Genomic DNA, 18,710 nt, shown 5'->3' with positions numbered 1-18,710 from the left:
CCGTTGACTACCGTCACCCAAACGATACGCTCCAAGGGCGACAAGGGGGCGATCCTTCATGGACCCGAATACCTCAGCGCACATCGACAGCTTCGCCAGGCAACATCTGCCGCCCGCCGGCCAGTGGCCGGAACTGGTCTTCGACCTGCCCGAGCTGCAGTATCCGGACCGGCTCAACTGCGCCGCCGAGCTCCTGGACCGTACGGCCGAGCGCTTCGGACCCGGCCGGCCCGCCTTCCGTACGCCCGACGGCGGGGTGCTGAGCTACGGGGAGCTGCGGGATCTGGTCGACCGGATCGCCCATGTCCTCACCTCGGACCTGGGAGTGGTGCCCGGCAACCGCGTGCTGCTGCGCGGACCCACCACGCCCCACCTCGCCGCCTGCTGGCTGGCGGTGCTGAAGACCGGCGCGATCGCCGTCACCGTACTGGCCCAGCAGCGGGCCTCCGAACTCGCCACGATCTGCTCGATCGCCCGGATCAGCCATGCGCTGTGCGATGCCCGGTCGGTCGAGGACCTGGTGAAGGCGGAGGTTCCGGGGCTGCGGATCACGGCGTACGGCGGCCACGCACCCGACGACCTGCTGCGGCTGGCCGCCGGCCGGCCGGGCCCGTACCGGGCCGTCGACACCGCGGCGGACGACGTGGCTCTGATCGCGTTCACCTCGGGGACCACCGGACGCCCCAAGGGCTGTATGCATCTGCACCGCGATGTGCTGGCCATCGCGGACACCTTCTCGCGGCACGTCCTGCGGCCGGTGCCCGACGACGTGTTCGCCGGCAGTCCGCCGCTCGGCTTCACCTTCGGGCTCGGCGGCCTGGTCGTGTTCCCGCTGCGGGCCGGCGCCTCGGCCCTGCTGCTGGAGCAGGCGGGCCCCAAGCAGTTGCTGCCCGCCCTCGCCGCGCACCGGGTCTCGGTGCTGTTCACCGCCCCGACCGCCTACCGGGTGATGCTCGACCAGCTCGACGGTCACGACCTCTCCGCGCTGCGCCGCTGTGTCTCCGCGGGTGAGAACCTGCCCGTCGCGACCTGGCACTCCTGGCACGAGCGGACGGGTCTGCGGATCATCAACGGCATCGGCGCCACCGAGCTGCTGCACATCTTCGTCTCCGCCGCCGACGAGGCGATCCGTCCCGGCACCACCGGCGTCCCGGTCCCCGGCTGGCAGGCCCGGGTGGTGGACCGGGACGGCGAACCGGTGCCGGACGGCGAGCCGGGGCTGCTCGCCGTGCGCGGGCCGGTCGGCTGCCGCTACCTCGCCGACGAGCGGCAGCGGGAGTACGTACGGCACGGCTGGAACCTCACCGGCGACACCTATGTACGCGACGCCGACGGCTACTTCCGGTACGTGGCCCGCGCCGACGACATGATCATCTCCTCCGGGTACAACATCGCCGGCCCCGAGGTCGAGGACGCCCTGCTGCGCCACCCCGAGGTGGCGGAGGCCGCGGTGGTGGGCCGTGCGGACGAGCTGCGCGGCCGGATCGTGGCGGCGTACGTGGTGCTGCGCGAGGGCTCCACCCTGTCGGCCGACGCGCTGCGCACCTTCATGCGGGCCGAACTGGCCCCGCACAAATGCCCCCGCCTCATCACGTTCCTGCCCGCACTGCCCCGTACCCCGACCGGCAAGCTGCAACGGTTCCGGCTCCGTGAGGGCGAACCCGGTGCGGACTCCGGCGCACCGGGCCGAGAATGATCACATGGTCGAACCGCACACCCCCCGCTCACTGATCGTCACCCTCTACGGTGCGTACGGCCGCACCCCGGGCGACGCCCCGATGCCGGTGGCGGAACTCGTCCGGCTGCTGGGCGCCGTCGGTGTGGAGGCCCCCGCCGTACGGTCCTCCGTCTCCCGGCTGAAGCGGCGCGGACTGCTCGTCGCAGCCCGCACGCCGGGCGGGGCGGCCGGGTACGCGCTCTCGGCCGACGCCCGCCAGCTGCTCGACGACGGGGACCGGCGGATCTACCGGCATCCGGACCCGCGGATCGAGGACGGCTGGGTGCTCGCCGTGTTCTCCGTACCGGAGGCCGAACGCCACAAGCGGCATCTGCTGCGCTCCCGGCTGTCCGGCCTCGGCTTCGGCACGGCCGCGCCCGGGGTATGGATCGCACCGGCCGCACTGTACGACGAGACCCGGCACACCCTGGAGCGCCTCGGTCTCGCCCCGTACGTGGAGCTGTTCCGCGGTGACCATCTGGGCTTCGCGGCCACCGGGGAGTCGGTGGCCCGCTGGTGGGACCTCGACGCGGTGGCCCGGCTCCACGACCACTTCCTGGAGCGCCACGAACCGGTGCTGCGGTCCTGGGAGGCGCGTCCGGCCGGATCGCCCGTCCCGGAGACGGCGTACCGGGACTACCTGATGGCGCTGGACTCCTGGCGTCAGGTGCCGTACGCGGATCCGGGGCTGCCGAGGGAGCTGCTTCCGGAGAAGTGGCCGGGCGGCAGGTCGGCGGAGGTCTTCGGGCTGTTGCACGAGCGGTTGCGGGACGCGGGGGCGGAGTTCGTCCGTGGATGAACCGGCTGCCCAGGTGGTGGTGTGCCCGGCAGAATGCGGACACATGACCTGGACCTTCACTGACGACGTCGACGTGTTCCTCGACAACGCCGGGCCCTCGCTGGCCGCCCGCCCGGCCGAGAGCACGGTCGTGCTGACCGTCACCGCGGCCCTGCGCCGCCACGGCCCGCATGCCTATGGCGACCGGGCCCCGGTGATGGGCTGGTGGCGCGGTGCCGACGGCGAGGTGGCGGGCACCCTGCTGCACACGCCGCCCTACCCGGCGACGCTGAACGCGCTCTCCCCGGAGGCGGTGGGTCCGTTGATGGACGCCCGCCGGCTCACCCACGTCAACGCGGACCGGGCGACGGCACGGGCGGTGACGGCCCACTGGCCGGGACACCGTGTCGACGGGGAGCAGCGGCTCTACCGGCTGGGCGAGTTGGTCCCGCCGTCGCCCGCTCCCGGCGGCCGGGCACGGGCGGCGGCTCCTGCGGACCGGGAGCTGCTGCTGCGCTGGTACGCCGCGTTCGCCGTCGACATCGGCGGGCCGGGCGGGCACGCCGAACGTCATGGGCGGGCGGTCGACGAGCGGACGGCGGAGGGCCGGCTGACGCTCTGGGAGGACGACGGTGTTCCCGTGTCGATGGCGGGCATCTCGCCGCAGCTCGCGGGCACCGCGCGCGTCGCTCCCGTCTACACCCCGCCGGAGCACCGCGGCCGCGGCTATGCGGCGGCGGTGACCGCCGAGGTCAGCCGCGCGGCCCGGGCGGCGGGTGCGGACGAGGTGCTGCTCTTCACCGATCTCGCCAACCCGACGAGCAACGGCGTGTACACGCGCATCGGCTATCGCGCGGTCTCGGACCGGCTGGTGGTCAGCGCCGAGGGGGCGGGCGATGGATGAACCGCCCGAGCCGCTCTGGCTGGTCGCGGCGAACGTGGTGCGATGGCGGCGGTACGGGGATCTGGGGCAGGAGTTCCGGCCCGGCACGAAGGCGTTCCGGGCCGTGGCGAAGGTCTACGTCCTGGACACGTACCCCGGGACGGGGAACGAGCAGCTGACCGCGGTGGGCCACGGCCGGCACACCGGGCGCTGGATCACCATCGACACCGGAACCCGGCATCTGCACACCTTCCGGCCGCAGTTGGTGTACTCCCCGGCCGTACTCCGACGGTGTGCGGGGATGCTCCCGCAGACGCGTGAGGAGGCGGCGGAACTGGCGGAACGGCTGGAGCGCACCGCGCGCCTGGGGCGCCACACCCACCATGCCGCCCCGCACCCCGAGCCCTGCCTCTGCCACGAGTGCCTGCCGCTCAGTCCAGGGTGAGCCGCGGTTTCGGTGCGTCGGTGCGGCCGGCCGGCGGGGTCCGGCTGCCCGCGCGGTACGGGAGCGGCCAGGGCGCGCCCGGTCCGGAGTAGCTCTGGTCGGCCGCCGCGTGGAGCGTCCAGTGCGGGTCGTACAGATGCGGACGGGCCAGGGCGCAGAGGTCGGCGCGCCCCGCGAGCAGCAGCGAGTTCACGTCGTCCCAGGAGGAGATGGCGCCGACTGCGATGACGGGCACGCACAGGGTGTTGCGGATCCGGTCGGCGTACGGGGTCTGGTACGAGCGCCCGTACTCGGGCCGCTCGGAAGGGACGACCTGGCCGGTGGAGACGTCGATGGCGTCGGCGCCGTGCGCGACGAACGCGCGGGCGATCTCGACGGCGTCCTCGCCCGTCGTCCCGCCCTCGGCCCAGTCCGTCGCGGAGATCCGGACGGTCATCGGCCGGTCGTCGGGCCACCGTTCGCGGACCGCGTCGAAGACTTCCAGCGGGAAGCGGAGCCGGTTCGCCAGGGTGCCGCCGTACGCGTCGGTGCGGTGGTTGGTGAGCGGGGAGAGGAATCCGGAGAGCAGGTAGCCGTGGGCGCAGTGGAGTTCGAGGAGGTCGAATCCGCAGGTGTCGGCCCGCCCGGCGGCGGACGCGAACTGCTCGCGGACAACCTCCAGGCCGGCGTGGTCCAGGGCGTCCGGAATCTGGTTGACGCCCGGAGCGTACGGGAGCGGGGAGGCGGCGGCGAGCGGCCAGTTGCCGTCGTCCAGCGGCTTGTCGATGCCCTCCCACATGAGCTTCGTGGAGCCCTTGCGGCCGGAGTGGCCCAGCTGGACTCCGATCGCGGTGCCGGGTGATCCGGCGTGCACGAAATCGGTGATCCGGGTCCAGGCGGCCGCCTGCTCATCGGTGTAGAGGCCGGTGCAGCCCGGGGTGATGCGACCCTCGGGGCTCACGCACACCATTTCCGTCATGACCAGCCCGGCGCCTCCGAGAGCGCGCGCCCCGAGGTGGACGAGGTGGAAGTCGCCCGGGACGCCGTCGGTGGCGGAGTACATGTCCATGGGCGAGACGATCACCCGGTTGCGCAGCTCCAGGCCCCGCAGCCGCAGCGGGGTGAACATCGGCGGGGTGCCGGGGGCGCAGCCGAACTCGTCCTCGACGGCCGCGGTGAACGAGGCGTCGCGCAGCCGCAGATTGTCATGGGTGACGCGGCGGCTGCGGGTGAGGAGGTTGAAGGCGAACTGGCGGGGCGGCTGGTCGACATACGTACCCAGCTCCTCGAACCAGCGCAGGCTGGCCGCGGCCGCGCGCTGGGTCGACTCGACGACGGGCCGGCGCTCGCTCTCGTACGCGGAGAGAGCGGCGGGCAGTCCGGGCTGTTCCTCGATGCAGGCGGCGAGGGCGAGGGCGTCCTCGACGGCGAGCTTCGTGCCGGAGCCGATGGAGAAGTGCGCGGTGTGGGCGGCGTCGCCGATGAGAACGGTGTTCCCGTGCGACCAGTGCTTGTTGACAACGGTACGGAAGGTGAGCCAGGAGGAGTTGTTGGAGCGCAGCGGGCGGTGGCCGAGGGCGTCGGCGAAGATCTTGGCGCAGTGCCGGGTCGACTCGGCGGGGTCGCAGGTGTCGAATCCGGCCGCGCGCCAGACCTCTTCGCGCATCTCGACGATGACGGTCGAGGCATCGGGAGAGAAGGGGTAGGCGTGCAGTTGCATCACGCCGTACGCCGTCTCGGCGGTCTCGAAGCGGAACGCGTCCAGGGCGAAGTCGGCGGCGAGCCAGATGTACCGGCAGCGGTGGGTGGTGAGGCGGGGCCCGAAGCTCTCGGCGTGCGCGTCGCGGGTGGGGCTGTGCACCCCGTCGGCAGCGATCACCAGGTCGTAGGAGGCGGCGAGTTCGGCGGCGGGCGGCGCCTCCTCCCGGAAGCGGAGCCGCACCCCGAGGCCGGCGCAGCGTTCGTGCAGGATCTCCAGGAGCCGGCGGCGGCCGAGTGCGGCGAAGCCGTGGCCGCCGGAGGTCTGGGTGTGGCCGCGGTGGACGATGTCGATGTCGTCCCAGCGGACGAACTCGCGCTGGAGTGCGGCGTGGACGGCGGGGTCGGCGTGCTCGATGCCGCCGAGGGTCTCGTCGGAGAGGACGACGCCGAAGCCGAACGTGTCGTCGGGGGCGTTGCGCTCCCAGAGGGTGATCTCACGCTCCGGGCCGAGCCGCTTGAGCAGTGCCGCGGCGTAGAGCCCGCCGGGTCCACCGCCGATGACGGCGATCCGGCGGAGCCTGTTCGCCTCCCTGCCGGGGGGCAAGGGGCCGGGGAGCGGGACTTCGGGGGGGCTCACCCGGATCACCGGCCCTGCCATTTCGGCGGCCGTTTCTCCGTGAACGCGGCGTGGAACTCGGCGTAGTCCTCGCCGTGCATCAGCAGGGCCTGGGTGGCGGCGTCCATCTCCACGGCGGCGGCCAGCGGCATGTCGAGTTCGGCGGTGAGCAGCGCCTTGGTCTGGGCGAGGGCGAGCGCGGGTCCGTCCGCGAGGCGGCGGGCGAGTGCCGCGGCCTGCGCGTCGGCCCCGCCTTCCTCGGCCAGCTCGCTGATCAGCCCGATGCGTTCGGCCTCGGGGGCGCGGACCGGTTCGCCCAGCATCAGCAGCCGGGTGGCGTGGCCGAGGCCGACGACCCGGGGCAGCAGGTAGGCCGCGCCCATGTCTCCGCCGGAGAGCCCGACGCGGGTGAAGAGGAAGGCGAACCGGGCCGAGGGGTCGGCGACCCGGAAGTCGGCGGCCAGCGCGAGAACGGCGCCCGCTCCCGCGGCGACCCCGTGCACGGCCGCGACGACGGGGAACGGGCACTCCCGCAGGGCCCGTACGACCTGGCCTGTCATCCGGTTGAAGTCCAGCAGCTGGGCGGTGTCCATCGCGAGGGTGGCGCCGATGATCTCGTCCACGTCGCCGCCCGAGCAGAAGCCGCGCCCCTCACCGGCCAGCACCAGGGCCCGCACGGAGCGATCCCGCGCCAGCTCGGCCAGGAGGTCGCGCAGATCCGCGTAGGCGCCGAAGGTCAGCGCGTTCAGCTTCTCGGGCCGGGCGAGGGTGACGGTGGCGACGCCGTCCTGCGTCGTGACCCGTAGATGGCGCCAGTTCTCCGTAGGGGATGCGGAGCTGGGAAACGGGCTCATCGAGGGTGGTCCCCTTCGGCCGTCGGGCTGCTGCCTGACCACGAATTTATCACTCGTACGTGACTTCCGTCACGAGTACGCGATAAGCGGAGCGTGAACCGTAGTGACGAACGTCCCGTTCGTACCGGTCGGCAGGCCCTTGCCCGTGTCATGGGGATTCGTATGGTTGAAACCAAGAAGTTTTGAGCTCCGGAACCTTGAGCCCAGGACTGTTGACGCTCTCCCGAACGGAAGCCCTGCCGTGCCGCCCGATGTCCCCGCACCCGCCACCTGGCGTATCGCACTGCCGCACTCCGCGGCCGCAGTGCCGATCGCCCGCGCGCTGATCCGTGCGGTGCTGGCATCCATCGACTCGGACTCCGACGCCCCCGCCGACAGCGACACCGCAGAACTGCTGACCGCGGAGCTGGTCGCCAACGCCGTGGAGCACACCCCCGGCGACGAGCCCGTCGAGCTGGTGGTGGAGCTCCTGCCGACCGGGTGCCAGGTGGAGGTGCACGACGGCGATCCGGCCCCGCCCGGTGATCTCTCCCGCCCGGAGCCGGGCTGGACGCCCGATCCATGGCAGGAGCACGGCCGGGGGCTGCTGCTGATCCGTACCCTCAGCTCGTCCTGCGGTCACCGCACGACGGAGCGCGGCAAGGCGGTGTGGTTCACCCTGCCGTCGCGCACCCGCCCGACGTCCTGACCGGGGAGACCGCTCAGCTGTCCACCCGGCCCGCCAGCCGCGAACGGCTGCGCCCGTAGCCGGCGTACACCGCGGCTCCCACCGCCAGGAACACGGCGAACTGCACCCAGGTCGACCAGCCGGTCCCGTACATCAGATACACGCAGAAGCCGACGCCGAGGAGCGGGCTGAGCGGGTAGAGCGGGACCCGGAACGAGCCCTTCACCTCCGGATTGCGGCGGCGCAGCACGATCACGGCGACATTGACCGCGACCATCGTGGCCAGCGTCCCGATGGTGGTCAGGTTCACCACCACGTCGAGCGAGGAGAAGGCCGCCGGAACGGCGAAGACGCCGGCGACGATCCAGGTGTTGGCGACCGGCGTCGCGGTGCGCGGCGAGACCCGTTCGAAGACCCGCGGGACCAGGCCGTCGCGCGACATGGACATCAGGATGCGGGTCTGTCCGTACATCACCGCGAGGACGACCGAGGCGATGGCCACGATCGCGCCGAACGCGATGATCCCGCCGCCGACGGTCGAGCCGGTGACCTGGTCGACGATCAGCGAGAGCGCGGCCGGCTTGTCGGAGACGGCCTCCGGGCCGAGGGCGCCGATCGCGGCCAGGGCCACCGCGCAGTAGAGCAGCGTGACCAGGCCGATGCAGATCATGATCGCGACCGGGATGTTGCGCCGGGGGTTCTTGACCTCCTCGCCCGCGGTGGTAATGGCGTCGAAGCCGATGTACGAGAAGAACGCCAGCGACGCACCCGCGGTGACTCCGCCCGCGCCATGGGCCATGAAGGGCGTGAGGTTGCCGTGCTCGAAGGCCGTGAAGGCGATGACGCAGAACATGATCAGAATGGCGATCTTGAGAACGGCCATCGCCGCCGTGGCCCCGGCGCTCTCCCGGATGCCGCGCACCAGCAGCGTCGCGGCCATCATCACCACGAGCACGGCGGGCAGGTTGATCACACCACCGTCGCCGGGACCGGCGGAGAGTGCGGCCGGCAGCTGCCATCCGAAGAGGCTGTCGAGCAGCTCGTTGACGTACTGGCTCCAGCCCACCGCGACGGCGGAGACCGATACGCCGTACTCCAGGAGCAGGCACCAGCCGACGAGGAAGGCGGTGCGCTCACCGAGGGTGGCGTAGGCGAAGGAGTACGAGCTGCCGGACACCGGAATCGCGCTGCCCAGCTCGGCGAACGAGAACGCGGTGAAGATGCAGGTGACGGCCGCGAGGACGAAGGACAGCACGACGGCGGGACCGGCCTCGGCCACGCTGTCGGACAGGCCGACGAAGATGCCGGTGCCGACGACCGCACCGACCCCGAAGCACACCAGCTGGAAGAGGCCCATGGTGCGCTTGAGCCCGTGGCCCTCCAGGTCGGCGCCGGACTCGGCGATCAGCTGGTGCGGGTCCTTGACGCGGTGTGGCGGGCCGGGCAGGCGCAGGGGGCTCACGGCGGTGGTCTCATCTCTGGCGGTGCAGGTGGGGGGATGGTGCGGCGACGGCAGTGGGGGCCGGTCGCCGCACACGAAAATGGGGTTCGAGCGTGCGAGCTCGAACCCCACCAACGGGGACCATATTAGGCACCCGTACGCATGTTCACCCAATTAGGTGCATGACCATGCGTGACGACCGCGTCAGCGCGCGGCCAGCGTCGCCACCAGGACGGCCTTGATCGTGTGCATCCGGTTCTCGGCCTCGTCGAAGACGACGGAGTGCGGGGACTCGAAGACCTCGTCACTGACCTCCAGCTCGGTCAGACCGTGCCGGGCGTGGATCTCGCGCCCCACCTTGGTGCCGAGGTCGTGGAAGGCCGGGAGGCAGTGCAGGAACTTCACGCCGGAGTTGCCGGTGGCCCGCAGGACGTCCATGGTGACGGCGTACGGCGCGAGGGCGGCGATGCGCTCGTCCCAGACCTCCTTGGGCTCACCCATCGAGACCCAGACGTCGGTGGCGACGAAGTCCGCGCCGCGCACTCCCTCCGAGACGTCCTCGGTGAGCGTGACCGTCGCACCGCTGACCGCGGCGAGCTCACGGGCCTGTGCGACGACGGCCTCGGCGGGCCAGTAGGCCTTCGGCGCGACGATCCGCACGTCCATGCCCAGCAGAGCGCCGGTGACGAGGTAGGAGTTGCCCATGTTGAACCGGGCGTCGCCGAGGTAGGCGAAGGCCATGCGCTCCAGCGACTTCTCGCTGTGCTCGGTCATCGTGAGGACGTCGGCGAGCATCTGGGTGGGGTGCCAGTCGTCGGTCAGCCCGTTGAAGACCGGAACTCCGCCGTACGCCGCGAGCTCCTCGACGGCGTCCTGGCTGTCACCGCGGTACTCGATCCCGTCGAACATCCGGCCGAGGACGCGGGCAGTGTCCTTCACGGACTCCTTGTGCCCCATCTGCGAGCCGGAGGGGTCGAGGTAGGTGGTGGAGGCCCCCTGGTCGGCGGCTGCCACCTCGAACGCGCAGCGGGTGCGGGTCGAGGTCTTCTCGAAGATCAGCGCGATGTTCCGGCCGCGCAGCTGCTGGACCTCGGTCCCCGACTTCTTCGCGGCCTTGAGCTCGGCGGCCAGGGCGATCAGGCCGCGGAACTCCTCGGCCGTGAAGTCCAGCTCCTTGAGGAAGTGGCGGCCTGCGAGGTCTATGGCCATGGTGACTGCTCCTGGGTCGGACGGGGACGCATACGGTAACCCTGGAAGTCTATACGACGCAATGCATCGCTATACAGAGCGGTGGATCGCTGACCCGACCGCCTGCGGGACTGCCGACCTGCGGGACCGCCACCCGCCCCCGCCGCACGCTCCTCCTACACCGGATCCCGGACCACCGGGCAGCTCATGCAGCGGGGCCCGCCCCGGCCCCGGCCCAGTTCGCTGCCGCGGATCTCGATGACCTCGATGCCTTCCTTGCGCAGATGGGTGTTGGTGGTGACGTTGCGCTCGTAGGCGACGACGACACCCGGTTCGACGGCCAGCACGTTGCAGCCGTCGTCCCACTGCTCGCGCGCGGCCGCGTGCACGTCCTGGGTGGCGGTCAGGACCCGGATCGCGTCCAGCCCCAGTGCCTCGGCGATGGCGCGGTGCATGTGCTCGGGCGGATGGTCGGTGACCTTGAGATCGCGCGGCCCGTCCCCGGGTTCGATGGTGTACGAGCGGAGCATGCCCAGGCCCGCGTACTTGGTGAAGGTGTCCCCGTCGACCATCGTCATCACCGTGTCGAGGTGCATGAAGGCCCGGCTCTTGGGCATGTCGAGCGCCACGATCGTCCGGGCGGACCCGGCGTCGAAGAGACCGCGGGCCAGCATCTCCACCGCCTGCGGGGTGGTGCGTTCGCTCATCCCGATGAGCACGGCCCCCTGGCCGATGACGAGGACGTCGCCGCCCTCGATCGTGGAGGGGTAGTCGTCCTGGCCCTCCGACCAGTGGTGGAAGGCGCCCGCGTCGGGGCCCGTGAAGAGCGGGTGGTGGCGGTAGATCGCCTCGAAGTGGACGGTCTCGCGCTGCCGGGCCGGCCAGCGCATGGCGTTGATGGAGACGCCGTCGTAGATCCAGGCCGAGGTGTCGCGGGTGAAGAGGTGGTTGGGCAGTGGGCCGAGGAGGAAGTCGTCCAGGTCCATGACGTGGAAACGCACGGAGGTCGGCTCGCGGTACCGCTCCAGGAACTCCCGTTTCGTCATCCCGCCGACCAGCGCCTCGCAGAGGTCGGCCGTGGGCAGCTCCTCGAAGGCGGCCCGCAGGTGCTCGGTGGCCAGCGGTCCGTACTCCTTCTCCGCGAAGACCCGGTCCAGTACGAGCCGTCGGGCCACGGGAATCTCCAGCGACTCCCGGAGCAGGTCACCGAAGAGGTGCACCTCCACCCCGCGGTCGCGCAGCACGTCCGCGAAGCCGTCGTGCTCCTGGCGGGCCCGGCGCACCCAGAGCACGTCGTCGAAGAGCAGCGCGTCCTTGTTGCCCGGAGTGAGCCGTTTCAGTTCCAGATCGGGGCGGTGCAGGATGACGCGGCGCAGCCGCCCGGCCTCGGAGTCGACATGGAATCCCATGCCCTCATCCTCACCGCGCGGGACACCGTTCACCCGGCGAATCGCCAGCAGGTTCTGCGGGCGGGCCGGGACCCCTCACGGTCCCGGCCCGCCGGTGAGGCACTACAGCCGCGGGTCCACCGGCTCCGACTCCAGCGCCAGAACCGCGAACACCGCCTCGTGGACCCGCCACAGCGGCTCCCCCTCGGCCAGCCGGTCCAGGGCTTCCAGGCCCAGGGCGTACTCACGCAGGGCGAGCGACCGCTTGTGGCCGAGGAAGCGTCCGCGCAGCCGGTCCAGGTTCTCCGGGCGGGTGTACTCGGGGCCGTAGATGATCCGCAGGTACTCCCGGCCACGCACCTTGATCCCGGGCTGTACGAGGCGGTCCTTCCCGTCCCTGACCAGCGCGCCGAGCGGCTTGACGACCATTCCCTCGCCGCCGCGGCCGGTCATCTCCAGCCACCAGTCGATGCCGGAGCGGACCGACACCTCGTCGGCGGTGTCGACGACGAGCCGCCGGGTGACCTGGAGCAGACCGGTGGGGTCGTGCTCCACCAGCCGGTCCAGCCAGGCCAACTGCTCGTCGTGCGGTACGGAGGCGAGCGAACGGCCCTGCACGGCAAGGATCTGGAACGGCGCAAGGCGCACCCCGTCCAGGCCTTCGGTGCTCCAGCAGTATCGGCGGTAGGCCTCGGTGAACGCGGCCGCGTCCTCGGCCCGCCCCCGCTGCCGCTCCGCGAGCGCACCGACGTCGATGCCGCGTGCCTCAGCCGCCGCGAGCGCCCCGGTGGCGGCGGGGAAGACGGCGCCGGATGCGGCACCGACCGCCGCGTACTGCGAGCGGAGCAGTCCGGCCGCCTTCAGGGACCAGGGCATCAGCTCGGCGTCGAGCAGCACCCAGTCCGTGTCCCACTCCTCCCACAGCCCGGCAGCGGTGACGGCCGTGCGCAGCCGGCCCAGCACGGCCTCGGTGAGCGCGGGGTCGTCCAGGAACGGCCGTCCGGTCCGGGTGTGCAGGGCACCCGTCGGGCCGCCCTCGCCGAAGTCGCCGGTCCCGAAGCGCTCCCTTGCCGTGTCCGCGTCCCGGCAGACCAGGGCCACGGCCCTGGAGCCCATGTGCTTCTCCTCGCACACGACCTTGGCCACGCCGTCCGACCGGTACTGCGCGAACGCCTCGGCCGGGTGCTCCAGATACCCCTCCTCGTGCGAGGTGGCAGTCGGTGCCATCGTCGGCGGGAGGTAGGCGAGCAGCCGGGGGTCGACGGCGAACCGGCTCATGACCTCCAGCGCGGCCGCGGCGTTCTCCTCGCGCACCGCGATCCGGCCCATGTGCCGGGTCTCCACGACCCGGCGGCCCTGCACATCGGCGAGGTCGAGCGGCCGGCCCTCCCGGCCGCCCGGCGCCTCGGTGGTCAGCGGCTTCACGGGCTCGTACCAGACCTGTTCGGCCGGTACGTCGACGAGCTCACGCTCCGGCCAGCGCAGCGCGGTCATCTTTCCGCCGAACACGGCCCCGGTGTCCAGGCAAATGGTGTTGTTGATCCAGGAGGTGGTCGGCACGGGGGTGTGGCCGTAGACCACGGTGGCGCGGCCGCGGTAGTCCTCCGCCCAGGGGTAGCGCACCGGCAGCCCGAACTCGTCGGTCTCGCCGGTGGTGTCGCCGTAGAGCGCGTGCGAGCGGACCCGCCCGGAGGTGCGTCCGTGGTACTTCTCGGGCAGACCGGCGTGGCAGACGACCAGCTTGCCCTCGTCCAGCACGTAGTGGCTGACGAGGCCGTCGATGAACGCCCGCACCTGCTCCCGGAATTCCGGGTCCTTGGCGTCCTCCCGCTCCAGCTGCTCGATGGTCTCGGCGAGCCCGTGGGTCTGCTGGACCTTGCGGCCCTTGAGGTAACGGCCGAGCTTGTTCTCATGGTTGCCGGGAACGCAGAGCGCGTCGCCTTCCGCGACCATGGCCATGACGCGGCGCAGCACGCCGGGACTGTCGGGCCCGCGGTCGACGAGGTCGCCGACGAACACCGCCGTACGCCCTTCGGGGTGCGAGCCGTCCACGTAGCCGAGCTTCCCGAGCAGGGTCTCCAGCTCGGAGCCGCAGCCGTGGATGTCACCGATGATGTCGAAGGGCCCGGTGAGGTGGCGAAGGTCGTTGTAACGGCGCTCCAGGACCACTTCGGCGTGCTCGGCCTCCTCCTCGGTGCGCAGGACGTGGACCTTGCGGAAGCCCTCGCGCTCCAGGCCGCGCAGCGAGCGGCGCAGCTCCCGGCGGTGGCGGTGGACGACATGGCGGGGCATGTCGGCACGGTCCGGACGGGCCGCGTTGCGCGCGAGGCAGACCTCTTCGGGCAGGTCGAGGACGATCGCGATGGGCAGCACGTCGTGCTCCCGGGCCAGCTGCACCAGCTGGCGGCGGCTCTCCGACTGGACGTTGGTGGCGTCGACGACGGTCAGCCGTCCCGCGGCCAGGCGCTTGCCCGCGATGTAGTGCAGGACGTCGAAGGCGTCCCGGCTGGCGCTCTGGTCGTTCTCGTCGTCGGCGACCAGGCCCCTGCAGAAGTCCGAGGAGATGATCTCGGTCGGCTTGAAGTGCCTGTGGGCGAAAGTGGACTTGCCCGAGCCGCTCGCCCCGATGAGGACGACGAGGGAGAGGTCGGTCACCGGCAGGACACGCGCGGTGCTGCCGCCGGTGGTGTCACGGGTGGCGTCGCTGGTGCTGCCGCCGGTGGTGTCACTGGTGCTGTCACGGGTGACATCACTGGTGCTGTCGCTGGTACTGCTCATGCTGCCTTCGCCTCCTTCTCGGTCTTCGCGGTCTTGTCGGTCTTGTCGGGTGTCTCGGTCTTGTCAGCGTTCGCGGGCGCGTCGAGCTTCCCCGCCGCACCGGGCTTCTCCGCCGCGCCGGGCTTCTCGGCCGCGTCCGTCCTCTCGGTCCCGTCCGTCCTCTCGGTCCCGTCGGCCGCGGTCATCGTGAACACGGCCAGCTGGGTGGGCGGACCCACCTCGGGGTCGTCGGGGCCCACCGGAACGAACTCCACTCCGTACCCGTGCCTGACGGCCACTTCGCCCGCCCAGTCCCGGAATTCGGCCCGCGTCCATTCGAAGCGGTGGTCGCCGTGCCGGACGTGCCCGGCCGGGAGGGTCTCCCAGCGGACGTTGTACTCGACGTTCGGCGTGGTCACGAGCACCGTGCGGGGGCGGGCCACGCCGAACACCGCGTACTCCAGGGCCGGCAGCCGCGGCAGGTCGAGGTGCTCGACGACCTCGCTCAGCACCGCCGCGTCGTACCCCTTGAGCTGCTTGTCCGTGTACGTGAGCGAGCCCTGCCTGAGCGTCACGCGGTCGGCCTGCCGCTCCCCCATCCGGTCCAGCTTCAACCGCCGCGAGGCGATCGTCAGGGCGCGCATCGAGACGTCGACGCCGACGATCTCGGTGAAGCGCACGTCCTTGAGCAAGGCCTGCACCAACTGGCCCTGACCGCAGCCCAGGTCGAGCACCCGGCTCGCCCCGGCAGCGGTCAGCGCCGTCAGGATCGCGGCCCTGCGCTGCTCGGCGAGCGGCACCGGGCGCTCCTCGGTGTCGGCCGTCTCGTCGACGGCGTTGTCGATGTTCTCCACGTCGAGGTCGTCGGACTCGGCGAGCCGCACCAGTTCCAGCCGCTGCATCGCCTGCCGGGTCAGGCCCCAGCGCCGCGACAGATAACGGCTGGTGATCAGCTCCTGCTCCGGGTGGCCGGCCAGCCAGCCCTCACCCGCCCTCAGCAGCTTGTCCACCTCGTCCGGCGCCACCCAGTAGTGCTTGGCGTCGTCGAGTACCGGCAGCAGGACGTACAGCTGACGCAACGCGTCCGCGAGCCTCAACTCGCCTTCCAGTACGAGCCGTACGTACCGCGAGTCCCCCCACTCGGGGAACTGCTCGTCCAGCGGTACGGCCACCGCCTCCACCCGCGACCAGCCGAGCGGCCCGAAGAGCTTACGCACCAGCTCGGCACCACCACGGGCCGGCAGGGCGGGCACCTCGATCCGCAGCGGCATCGGCGCCGCTGCCCGCTCGGGCATCGTCTTGCAGGTGCCGCTCAGCGCGGACTTGAAGACGCTGCTCATCGCGACGGAAAGCAGCGAGGACGCGGCGTAGGGGCGGTCGTTGACGTACTGCGCGAGTGCCGCGTCGGGGGCACCGCCGCGTCCCTTGCCCTTGCCCCGCCGCACCAGCGCCACGGGATCCACCTCCAGCAGCAGCGCTGCCGTGCAGTGCTCCGCGGACGCCTCGGGATAGAAGACGTGCGCGGTGCCATGGGAGGTGGAATACGTCTGCGCCTTCTCGGGATGCTTGTGCAGCAGGAAGCCGAGATCGGTGGCGGGACGCTCCGGGGTGCCGGTAGTACTGATCGTCAGGAACACGCGTCCGAGTATGGTCCGGTTCATTCGCCCTCACCAGGCATTTTCACCCCCCGGGCTCGGTTGCCGTTCCTCCTTCGCCGAGCATCGCGGCCAGTTCCGCGATGGTCGCCGGACCGACGCGGCAGCAGCCGCCGACCAGCCGAGCCCCGGCGTTCCGCCAGGCCCCGACCCGGCCGGGGTCGAACGTGGCACCCCCGGCCCATCTCCTCCCCTTCGCGTCCCAGCGTTCCCCGCTGTTCGGGTAGACGACGACCGGCTTCCCGGTCGCCTCCGCAGCCACCCGGACCGCCCCGTCCGCGTCGGCCGGGGCGCAGCAGTTCACCCCTGCCGCCACCACCTGCACCTCTCCGTCGACGAGGGCGAATGCCTCCTCCAGCCGTTGCCCGGCCCTGGTCCGGTCGCCGGCCACGGTGTACGAGAGCCAGACCGGCAGCCCGCACTCCCCCGCCACCCGCAACAGCGCCTGCGCCTCGTCCGTGTCCGGCACCGTCTCCAGCGCCAGCACATCGGGGCCTGCGGCGGCCAGGGCCTCGATCCTGGGGCGATGGAAGCGCTCCAGCTCCCGGACAGTGAGCCCGTAGCGGCCCCGGTACTCCGCCCCGTCCGCCGTGACCGCCCCGTACGGGCCGACCGAGGCGGCGACCCAGACGTCACGGTCCACCGCCTCCGCCGCCCGACGGGCCAGCTCCACGCTGCGGGCGAAGAGCCCGGCCGCCTCCACCCGCCCGATACCGCGCTGCCTGAACCCTTCGAAACTCGCCTGATAGCTGGCGGTGATGAGCACCTGCGCGCCGGCCCGTACATACGCCCCGTGCGCCGCCTCGATCTGCTCCGGCCCGTCAGCGAGCATCCGGGCGGACCACAGCGCGTCGGAGAGGTCGCAGCCCTGCGCCTCCAGCTGGTTGGAGAGCCCCCCGTCGAGCAGAACCGGGCCCTCGTCGAGCGCGGCCGCGAGAGTTCCGGCGGGAGGCCCGGCGGATCGGCCGGGATGACGGGCGGGGGACACAGGGGCTCCTCTCAGTTGAGCTGGGACTGGACCTGCGACGAGATCAGCTCCAGGTGCTCCAGGTCGTCAAGGTCCAGTACCTGGAGGTAGATACGCGACGCTCCGATCGCGCCGAACCGGCCGATCTTGTCGACCACCTCGGCGGGCGAGCCGGCCAGTCCGTTCGCCTTCAGCTCCGCCACGTCCCGTCCGATGACGGCGGCCCGGCGCGCCACCTCCGCATCGTCCTTGCCGACACAGACGACCAGGGCGTTGGAGTACACCAGATCGTCCGGCCGCCTGCCCGCCTCCGCGGCCGCCGCCCTGACCCGGCCGAACTGCTTCTCGCTGTCATCCAGAGAGGCGAAGGGGATGTTGAACTCGTCGGCGTACTGAGCGGCCAGCCGCGGCGTCCGCTTCGCGCCGTGTCCGCCGATCAGCACCGGCACCTTGGCCTGCGCGGGCTTGGGCAGCGCAGGCGAGTCCGTGAGCTGGTAGTACGCACCGTCGTAGCTGAACGTCTTGCCGACCTCGGTGGCCCACAGACCGGTGACGATCGCCAGCTGCTCCTCCAGCCGGCCGAACTTCTCCTTGGGGAAGGGGATGCCGTACGCCTTGTGCTCCTGCTCGAACCAGCCGGCCCCCAGGCCCAGTTCGACGCGGCCGCCGGACATCTGGTCGACCTGAGCCACCTGGATGGCGAGCACACCGGGCAGCCGGAACGTCCCCGCCGTCATCAGTGTGCCGAGGCGGATCCGCTTGGTCTCGCGCGCCAGCCCGGCCAGCGTGATCCATGCGTCCGTCGGGCCGGGGAGGCCGTCGCCCTGTCCCATGCGCAGATAGTGATCGGACCGGTAGAAGGCATCGAAACCGAGGTCCTCGGCCGCCTTCGCGACGGTGAGCAGTGTGTCGTAGCTCGCCCCTTGCTGGGGCTCGGTGAAGATTCGAAGATCCATGCCTCCATCCTGCACCTCCGGACGCCCCGATTCCCCTCCCGCTGCCTTCTCCACCGCGCCGCGCCCCGGTCGTGCCGAGTGCCGGACGCGACGAGTGCCGGACGTGCCGGGTGCCGGACGCTCAGCCGATGTCGGTCGCGGGCCCCACCGGTCCGTGCAGCACACCGTGCGGGCCGTCGCGCTCCCTGCCGCGCTCCAGATCCTCCCGGTACTCCCGGTCGCGCTCGTCGAGAAGCCGGAGCATCCCGTGCACCCGGTCCGTCGACTCGTCGGCGGCGTCGATCGCCTCCATGCACTGCCAGTACAGGCCCTGTTCATCCGTCTCGCACGCCACTCCGACCAGGGCTATCCCCACTTCCCCGAGCAGCGCGCCGAGGCCGGTCAGGGACGCCCGTGGATCGGCGACCTCGGAGAGCTGCGCGGCCCGGGCCACACCGGCCCGCGCCGCCGGATGGTCCAGCGCCCCGTTGCTCCGCCCGCCGATCTCGCTGAGTCCGCCCGCCTCGCCCCTTAACTCCTTGGGGCCGCTCGCCGCCAGCCGGCTCCCGATCGCCTGCGCCAGCGCCTGGGCCTGCCAGGCCTCGGCGATGATGTCCGGCGTGCCCCGGCTCTGTGCCAGCGCCCTCCGGATGACTGCTACAAGCCGCTCCGCTTCCATCCGTCGCCCCCGTTCGATGCGAAAACCCACTCACCTCTTCCATTACCCACAGTGAGGGCG

At 71.7% G+C, this 18,710-nt stretch carries 15 protein-coding genes; 5 read left to right on the top strand and 10 right to left on the bottom strand.

Going from position 1 to position 18,710, the window contains the following annotated elements; genetic code table 11:
- Nucleotides 1-58 precede the first annotated feature (58 nt).
- The 4 genes from ACIOEW_RS30035 to ACIOEW_RS30020 are packed head-to-tail and all read left to right on the top strand — an operon-like array spanning nucleotide 59 to nucleotide 3,823.
- Entirely contained in the window at nucleotides 59-1,696 is a 1,638-nt protein-coding gene (locus ACIOEW_RS30035) for an AMP-binding protein (RefSeq protein ID WP_401967481.1), read from the top strand.
- Nucleotides 1,697-1,700: 4 nt separating this feature from the next.
- Nucleotides 1,701-2,516 carry a PaaX family transcriptional regulator C-terminal domain-containing protein gene (locus ACIOEW_RS30030; RefSeq protein WP_401967479.1) on the top strand — a complete coding sequence of 272 codons (816 nt, stop codon included), beginning with the start codon at nucleotides 1,701-1,703 and terminating at the stop codon, nucleotides 2,514-2,516.
- A 43-nt stretch (nucleotides 2,517-2,559) separates the two neighbouring features.
- Nucleotides 2,560-3,399, top strand: a complete 840-nt coding sequence (locus ACIOEW_RS30025) for a GNAT family N-acetyltransferase (protein WP_401967477.1) — start codon at nucleotides 2,560-2,562, stop codon at nucleotides 3,397-3,399.
- Nucleotides 3,392-3,823: a hypothetical protein gene (locus ACIOEW_RS30020; protein ID WP_401967476.1), complete on the top strand. Its 432-nt coding sequence runs from the start codon at nucleotides 3,392-3,394 to the stop codon at nucleotides 3,821-3,823. Before ACIOEW_RS30025 ends, ACIOEW_RS30020 begins: the two co-directional genes overlap by 8 nt.
- On the opposite strand, the gene ACIOEW_RS30015 is transcribed toward ACIOEW_RS30020, so the two are convergent.
- Together ACIOEW_RS30015 and ACIOEW_RS30010 are read right to left on the bottom strand one after the other, a co-directional pair.
- Nucleotides 3,810-6,107 carry a bifunctional salicylyl-CoA 5-hydroxylase/oxidoreductase gene (locus ACIOEW_RS30015; protein ID WP_401967765.1) on the bottom strand — a complete coding sequence of 766 codons (2,298 nt, stop codon included), beginning with the start codon at nucleotides 6,105-6,107 and terminating at the stop codon, nucleotides 3,810-3,812. The genes ACIOEW_RS30020 and ACIOEW_RS30015 overlap by 14 nt on opposite strands.
- 38 nt (nucleotides 6,108-6,145) lie before the next feature.
- On the bottom strand, nucleotides 6,146-6,973 hold the full coding sequence (locus ACIOEW_RS30010; RefSeq protein ID WP_401967473.1) for an enoyl-CoA hydratase family protein: 828 nt from the start codon (nucleotides 6,971-6,973) through the stop codon (nucleotides 6,146-6,148).
- Nucleotides 6,974-7,214: 241 nt separating this feature from the next.
- On the opposite strand from ACIOEW_RS30010, the gene ACIOEW_RS30005 reads away from it, so the two are divergent.
- Nucleotides 7,215-7,661: an ATP-binding protein gene (locus ACIOEW_RS30005; protein ID WP_362552569.1), complete on the top strand. Its 447-nt coding sequence runs from the start codon at nucleotides 7,215-7,217 to the stop codon at nucleotides 7,659-7,661.
- Nucleotides 7,662-7,674: 13 nt separating this feature from the next.
- Here ACIOEW_RS30005 and ACIOEW_RS30000 read toward each other — a convergent pair whose 3' ends face one another.
- The 8 genes from ACIOEW_RS30000 to ACIOEW_RS29965 all read right to left on the bottom strand — a co-directional run bounded on the left by ACIOEW_RS30000 (nucleotide 7,675) and on the right by ACIOEW_RS29965 (nucleotide 18,650).
- Complete coding sequence (locus ACIOEW_RS30000; RefSeq protein ID WP_362552566.1) at nucleotides 7,675-9,102, bottom strand: amino acid permease; 1,428 nt, start codon at nucleotides 9,100-9,102, stop codon at nucleotides 7,675-7,677.
- Nucleotides 9,103-9,285: 183 nt separating this feature from the next.
- Nucleotides 9,286-10,290: an ornithine carbamoyltransferase gene (argF, locus tag ACIOEW_RS29995; protein WP_362552563.1), complete on the bottom strand. Its 1,005-nt coding sequence runs from the start codon at nucleotides 10,288-10,290 to the stop codon at nucleotides 9,286-9,288.
- 155 nt (nucleotides 10,291-10,445) lie between these two features.
- Nucleotides 10,446-11,678 carry an arginine deiminase gene (locus ACIOEW_RS29990; protein ID WP_362552560.1) on the bottom strand — a complete coding sequence of 411 codons (1,233 nt, stop codon included), beginning with the start codon at nucleotides 11,676-11,678 and terminating at the stop codon, nucleotides 10,446-10,448.
- A 102-nt stretch (nucleotides 11,679-11,780) separates the two neighbouring features.
- Nucleotides 11,781-14,435, bottom strand: a complete 2,655-nt coding sequence (locus tag ACIOEW_RS29985) for a polynucleotide kinase-phosphatase (RefSeq protein ID WP_401967471.1) — start codon at nucleotides 14,433-14,435, stop codon at nucleotides 11,781-11,783.
- Nucleotides 14,432-16,051: a 3' terminal RNA ribose 2'-O-methyltransferase Hen1 gene (locus ACIOEW_RS29980; RefSeq protein ID WP_401967470.1), complete on the bottom strand. Its 1,620-nt coding sequence runs from the start codon at nucleotides 16,049-16,051 to the stop codon at nucleotides 14,432-14,434. The genes ACIOEW_RS29985 and ACIOEW_RS29980 overlap by 4 nt, the downstream gene beginning before the upstream one ends.
- Nucleotides 16,052-16,094: 43 nt before the next feature.
- On the bottom strand, nucleotides 16,095-17,057 hold the full coding sequence (gene mmuM, locus ACIOEW_RS29975; protein WP_401967469.1) for a homocysteine S-methyltransferase: 963 nt from the start codon (nucleotides 17,055-17,057) through the stop codon (nucleotides 16,095-16,097).
- Between the two features lie 11 nt (nucleotides 17,058-17,068).
- Nucleotides 17,069-17,992 (bottom strand): LLM class F420-dependent oxidoreductase, encoded by a 924-nt coding sequence (locus ACIOEW_RS29970; RefSeq protein ID WP_362552548.1) that lies wholly within the window; start codon nucleotides 17,990-17,992, stop codon nucleotides 17,069-17,071.
- Between the two features lie 121 nt (nucleotides 17,993-18,113).
- Nucleotides 18,114-18,650, bottom strand: a complete 537-nt coding sequence (locus tag ACIOEW_RS29965) for a DUF6099 family protein (protein ID WP_362552736.1) — start codon at nucleotides 18,648-18,650, stop codon at nucleotides 18,114-18,116.
- Nucleotides 18,651-18,710: the final 60 nt, after the last annotated feature.

The sequence above is a fragment of the Streptomyces sp. NPDC087901 genome (assembly GCF_044742205.1).
GTDB lineage: Bacteria > Actinomycetota > Actinomycetes > Streptomycetales > Streptomycetaceae > Streptomyces.
The sequence above is the reverse complement of the archived record's forward strand: the minus strand, read 5'-3'. Positions and strand labels throughout refer to the sequence as shown.